The organism is Gaiella sp., assembly GCF_039915195.1.
In the GTDB taxonomy this organism is placed as follows: Bacteria; Actinomycetota; Thermoleophilia; order Gaiellales; family Gaiellaceae; genus Gaiella.
In genome coordinates, this window is sequence record NZ_JBDSNT010000087.1 from 1 (window position 1) to 5,522 (window position 5,522).

Sequence of the window (5,522 nt, forward strand, 5' to 3'; positions counted from 1 at the left end):
TGGGCTGCGAGCTGCGGCAGCGTCTGTGCGTCGTAGTGCACCGCGATCGCGATGTACTGCTGCGAGGCACCGAACTCGTACGCGATCTGCTCGTTGAGTTTCTCCTGAAAGGTTGTCATGCGAGGGAATCTAGCGAGCCGGGCTAGCATCTCCCAATGGCAGGCATCCCTGACAGCCTCAAAGGGCGCAGCTACACCCGTGTCTCGGACTGGTCACGCGGGGAGCTCGAGCTCGCGCTCGACCTCGCGGACGAGCTGAAGCAGGAGCGGCTCCGTCGCAAGGAGCTTCGCGTACTGCCGGGGAGAACGATCGGAATGATCTTCCACAAGCCGTCCACGCGCACGCGCGTGGGCTTCGAGGTCGGGATCGCCGAGCTCGGAGGCATGGCGCTCTACCTCCCCGCCGGCGACCTGCAGCTGGCGCGCGGCGAGAGCTACCGTGACACGGCGCTCGTCCTCTCGCGCTTCGTCAGCGCTCTCCTGATCCGCACCTTCGACCAGGAGGAGGTCGACATCTTCGCGGAGCATGCGTCGATTCCGGTCATCAACGGGCTCACGGATCTTGCGCACCCGTTGCAGGCGCTCGCGGACGCGATGACGATTCGCGAGCGACTCGGCGGCCTCGAGGGCGTTCGACTCACCTATCTCGGTGACGGCAACAATGTCTGTCACTCGCTCATGCGTCTCGCCGCACGCTTCGGGATGCACTTCACGGCAGCGTGCCCCGTCGGCTACGAACCGTCCGCGGTCGTCGTCGCGGCTGCGCAAGCGGACGCCCTCGTCAGCGGCGGCTCCGTCCGGCTCACGTCCGACCCGCTCGACGGCTCGGACGCGGCCGATGTGCTCTACACGGACGTCTGGACGAGCATGGGCCAGGAGGAGCAGCGAGAGCAACGGCTGCTCGATCTGGAGCGCTTCAGCCTCGACGGCGAGCTCCTTTCCGTGGCGAGCCGCGAGGCGGTGGCGATGCACTGTCTCCCCGCCCACGTCGGCGAAGAGATCACCGAGGACGTGTTGTACGGGCCTCGCTCACTCGTCTGGGATCAGGCCGAGAATCGCCTTCACACTCAGAAGGCGATCATGGCGCTCGTGATCCGCTGAATCGGCGGTTCTCGGAGTCTTCGAAACCGGGTTGGCAGCAGAGTGGCAACAGACTGGAGTGCTGAGAACGTCTCGGCTTGGACATGGCCTCGGGCCATGAGCGCAACTCTCACACTCTCGCGCAAGCTCCCGCCTGCCATCCTGGCCGAGATGTCGTTCGACGCCCTGCACCGTCCCGCTCGAAATGTTCCGAAGCTTGCATGCGGCACTTGGGCTGACTCCTGCACGACACGGCCTGGATTACACGAGTCGCGAGGCAAGCGAAACTGATTCTTGCAGGATCGCCAGCAGTCGTGCTCGTACTGGTCTGAGGTCGTTGAAGGTTGCGAGGAAGCGTCGCCGTCCTTCAGCGGTGAGCGCGAGCGGTTTGAGTCGCGTGTCGCGGGTCGAGGTGCCGCGTTTGACCAAGCCCTCCTGCTCGGCCCTGCTGATCAACTCGCTGGCCGTGTTGGCGCTGAGGTGGAGCGCTTCGGCTACATCACGGCCAGTCAACTGGTCTGGTGCGCTCGCTATCAGGAGGCAAAGTTCGTACTGCCGCGGCGTTAGCTGATGGCGGGCCGCGACCTCGGCTGTCGCGGCGGCGAAACTACGCAGTGAGGCCCGTAGCTGCGCAACCGTCGCTAGTTCGTCAGGTGTGGGATTCTCGAAAGTGGGCATAAAGATCGTGTTGCGAACATATCGCACCACGAGCGTTGGCATCCACGGATTCTTCGGTGAGACGCTGCAATCGCTCGACCACTCGACCGAAGGGACATTCGATGCGTTTACGCAAGAACCACAGGATCTTGGCCGCAGGGTTCGCCACTATCGGCGCCACCTTGGCGGTCGTCGTCGGGCTGGGTGTGGGCATGGGCACGGCGGCCATCGCTGCAGCTCCGCAGAACACATCGCCGCCCACGATCAAGGGCACTCCGCAGGAGGGCCAGACGCTGACCGGCGACCAAGGACAGTGGAGCGGCAGCCCAACGGCGTACACCTACGTTTGGACGCGCTGCAACAAGACCGGTGGTAGTTGCACCAGCATCAGCGGCGCCACCGCAACCACCTACAAGCCGGTCGCAGCCGACGTCGGTAACACGCTCCGGTTCAAGGTCGACGCCAAGAACGCAGACGGCACTACGACCGCCACGAGCACGCCGACGGCCGTGGTTACGGCCGCCAAGGCCGGGTCGCCGGTCAACACGTCCCCGCCGACGATCACGGGAACAGCGCAGCAGGGCCAGAAGCTGACCGGGCTTCGGGGTGGGTGGAGCGGCAACTCGATCCAGTACGAGTACTACTGGACGCGCTGTGACAAGAACGGCGGCAGTTGCGCAAACATCAACAGCGCCCGCGACAACCTGACGTACACGCTCGTTGCGGCCGATGTCGGCAACACGGTCAGGTTCAAGGTAGAAGGCACGAACGCAGGCGGCAAGACCACCGTCTCGTCCGCGCCCAGCGCGATCGTCGCCGCCGCCGGTAAGCCGGTTGCGGCCGGTTGCCCGACGGGCACCGGCCTGATCCAGATCGCGAATCTCGGCTCGCCCGCCCGCCTCCTGGTCGACCAGACACAGGTATCTCCAAGCACGATTTCTTTCGGCACCACCAGCCTCACAGCCCGGTTCCACGTCACCGCTTGCGGCGGCCGCCCCGTCCAGGGCGCACTCGTTTACGTCACTGCGGTTCCCTACAACCAGTTCTCGATCCCGAACGAGCAGCCCACGGGCTCCGACGGCTGGGCAACCCTGCAGATGAACAAACTCGGCGGCTTCCCTGCCACACCGCGCCAGCAGCTGCTCGTGACGTTCGTCCGCGCACGCAAATCCGGGGAATCACTGCTCGGCGGCATCTCCACCCGACGCCTCGTCTCATTCCGCGTCACCCGGTAAACAAGCCAAGCCCGCAGCAGACTCGATCAAGCCGGGAGGGGGCAAAACCCCTCTCCCGGCTTGGCTCGGTCGATGACCGCCACGCGAGGACCAGGGCCGTCTCGGGTGTCGGATGACTCAGGTCGAGGTGTCCCAGGGGCCGCCCCTGAGACCCTCGGCCCTAGTGATGTCTCACAGGAACGGCTTGAAAGCAGCTTTCTGGGTGACCGTGGAGTAGTCTGTCGCATGCTCTGGAGATTCGCCCAGAAGGCGACCATGGCGCTCGCGATCCGCTGAAGGTTGCTCCGGTGACCTTCGACGATCATGTAGCGGCTGCCCTCGATTCGCTGCCACCGGATCTCTCTGCCGCGCTCGAGAACATCGTCGTCGTGATCGAGGACGAGCACCCCGAAGACCCGGATCTGTTCGGCCTGTACGAGGGGATTCCACTCCCCGAGCGCGGTGACATGGCTGGCGAGCTGCCCGACCGGATCACGATCTTCCGCCTGCCGCTCCAGGAAGAATTCGAAGATCCGGCCGAGCTCGAGCGCGAGATCCGGATCACCGTCCTGCATGAGCTCGGTCACTACTTCGGCCTCGACGAAGAACGGCTCGCAGATCTCGGCTACGAGTGACGCAGGAAGCCGGTTTCCCGAGAAGTTGCGTTTCTGTTGCGTTGCGCGGAGCCGCGGAATAGTCCAGGTTGGGTCCAACGTTTGATGGAGCATGAACATCATCGCGACCATCCATGCAGAGATCGACGAGGTCAGCGAGCGCCGGGCAGAGCTCTGGCACCGGCTCTCGGACGGCCGCAACCCCGAAATCGTCGCGCAGATCAAGGAGCTCGACGAGAAGCTCGCCTCCCTCTGGGGTGAGCACCGCGCAATCCGCGCCCGCATCCGGTTCGGTGAACCGGAACAGATCGTGAAGCGGGCCCGGGCAGAAGAACGGCTGGAACGCGCAGCCTGAACCCGCTTTAGGCGGGGGTGTGGCAGGGTTGTGCCCGCCCCCGCCGTACAATCCGGGCATGGCATTCAAGCGCCGAGCAGAACCGACCACGATCGAGGACGAGCGCGAAGCTCTTCGTGCACAGCACGCCGCCCTCGAGGACCTCAAACAGCAGCTCGCTGAACGCATCGGCGCCGTGCGTGAGCGTGAGGTCGAGCTCCACCATGCCCTCGCCGACGTCGATCCCTCGACGCCCCGCCGAACGGCACCCATCCCGCCCGCACCCGTCGCTCGGGATCCGGGGGCCGACACCGGGGAAGACGCCCGCGAAGCAACGCTGAGGGAGACGCATCTCGCTGACCGAGAGAACGCGATTGCTGAGCGGGAGGCCGCCCTCGCTGCGCGAGCGCGTGAGCTCGAGGCCGAGCGAGCACGTGCTGACGAGGTTCCGGCAGGCGACCCTGACGAGGCTCGACTCGCCCAGATCGAATCCCGCCTCGCAGAGTTGCATGACGCAGAAAAGCTGTTTCTCCGCACCCGCGACGAGCTAGCGGCGCGCAGCGAGGCCGTCGCTGCGCGAGAGCGGCTCGTCAGCCAGCGCGAGCGTGAGCTCGACGAGCGAGAGGACGGAGACGTCGACCGCTCGACGACGCCTGGATTCACCGAGATGGAGGCGCGGCTCCGACGACTCGAGCAACAACAACAGGACCCACGCGAGCAAACGCTCGGCTTCTCCGGCGGGCTGCGGAAGCTCGAACAGGGTTCACGGCAGCGACGACCGGACTGACCGCGCTACCCTGTAGGAGCTCGGGGCGTTAGCTCAGCTGGGAGAGCGCCGCCTTTGCAAGGCGGAGGTCATCGGTTCGATCCCGATACGCTCCATCGTTACCCGAACCGCACGGAAGCCGCGTCCCACACGCGGTTCGGCGGCTACGCTCGAATCATGACCGAGACGGCCCTCAAGGCCCCAGCCGACGGATTCGTCTCGACCTTCCCCGAGACCCGATTCGACGCGATCATCGTCGTCTCGTTCGGAGGGCCCGAAGGGATGGATGACGTGATGCCGTTTCTCGAGAACGTCACCCGCGGACGCAACGTGCCGCGTGAGCGGCTCGAGGAGGTCGCCCACCACTACGAGCTGTTCGACGGCGTCAGCCCGATCAACGCGCAGAACAGGGCCTTGATCGCGGCGCTCCGAGACGATCTCGACGATCACGGGATCTCGCTCCCGATCTACTTCGGCAACCGCAACTGGGATCCGTTTCTCGCCGACACGCTGCGCGAGATGGCGGCAGACGGGATCGAGCGGGCGCTCGCCTTCTTGACTTCGGCATACTCGTCCTACTCGGGATGCCGCCAGTATCGCGAGGATCTCTTCAACGCGCAGCAGGCGGCCGGCCCGGCCGCTCCGGAGGTGCTGCGGACACGCGCGTTCTTCAATCACCCGGGCTGGATCGAGGCGAACGCCGACCATGTGCGTGCGGCACTCGCAGCATTCCCTTCCGATCGAAGGCCGCACCTCGCGTTCACGGCTCACTCGATCCCGGTCGCGATGGCGCGGGCGTGTCGCTACGAGGCTCAGCTTCGCGAGTCCGCACGGCTCGTTGCCGAAGCGGTCGGGTGC

General features: G+C 65.5%; 7 protein-coding genes, 1 tRNA gene and 1 pseudogene. 7 read left to right on the forward strand and 2 right to left on the reverse strand.

The annotated features are described in order from the left end of the window. Nucleotides 1–119: pseudogene (locus ABIR74_RS08615) on the reverse strand (ferritin); the annotation flags it as partial. A 36-nt stretch (nt 120–155) separates the two neighbouring features. Between ABIR74_RS08615 and argF the strand changes: the two are divergent. After that, a complete protein-coding gene (argF, locus tag ABIR74_RS08620; RefSeq protein ID WP_348177080.1) occupies nt 156–1,100 on the forward strand; it encodes an ornithine carbamoyltransferase in 945 nt (314 codons plus the stop codon). 240 nt (nt 1,101–1,340) lie between these two features. Here argF and ABIR74_RS08625 read toward each other — a convergent pair whose 3' ends face one another. Then, the gene (locus ABIR74_RS08625) at nt 1,341–1,799 is read right to left on the reverse strand and encodes a MarR family winged helix-turn-helix transcriptional regulator (protein ID WP_348177082.1); all 459 of its coding nucleotides are present in this window, start codon (nt 1,797–1,799) and stop codon (nt 1,341–1,343) included. 59 nt (nt 1,800–1,858) lie between these two features. On the opposite strand from ABIR74_RS08625, the gene ABIR74_RS08630 reads away from it, so the two are divergent. From ABIR74_RS08630 to ABIR74_RS08655, 6 genes are all read left to right on the forward strand, one after another. Then, nucleotides 1,859–2,971: a hypothetical protein gene (locus ABIR74_RS08630; RefSeq protein WP_348177084.1), complete on the forward strand. Its 1,113-nt coding sequence runs from the start codon at nt 1,859–1,861 to the stop codon at nt 2,969–2,971. A gap of 287 nt (nt 2,972–3,258) precedes the next feature. Continuing rightward, nucleotides 3,259–3,585, forward strand: coding sequence for a metallopeptidase family protein (locus ABIR74_RS08635; protein WP_348177086.1), 327 nt, complete (start codon nt 3,259–3,261; stop codon nt 3,583–3,585). 91 nt (nt 3,586–3,676) lie between these two features. Continuing rightward, complete coding sequence (locus ABIR74_RS08640) at nt 3,677–3,919, forward strand: hypothetical protein (RefSeq protein WP_348177088.1); 243 nt, start codon at nt 3,677–3,679, stop codon at nt 3,917–3,919. A 58-nt stretch (nt 3,920–3,977) separates the two neighbouring features. After that, on the forward strand, nt 3,978–4,685 hold the full coding sequence (locus ABIR74_RS08645; RefSeq protein ID WP_348177090.1) for a hypothetical protein: 708 nt from the start codon (nt 3,978–3,980) through the stop codon (nt 4,683–4,685). A 22-nt stretch (nt 4,686–4,707) separates the two neighbouring features. Next, nucleotides 4,708–4,780, forward strand: a tRNA-Ala gene (locus tag ABIR74_RS08650). A 61-nt stretch (nt 4,781–4,841) separates the two neighbouring features. Continuing rightward, on the forward strand, nt 4,842–5,522 hold a 681-nt coding region (locus ABIR74_RS08655), incomplete at its 3' end, for a ferrochelatase (protein ID WP_348177092.1).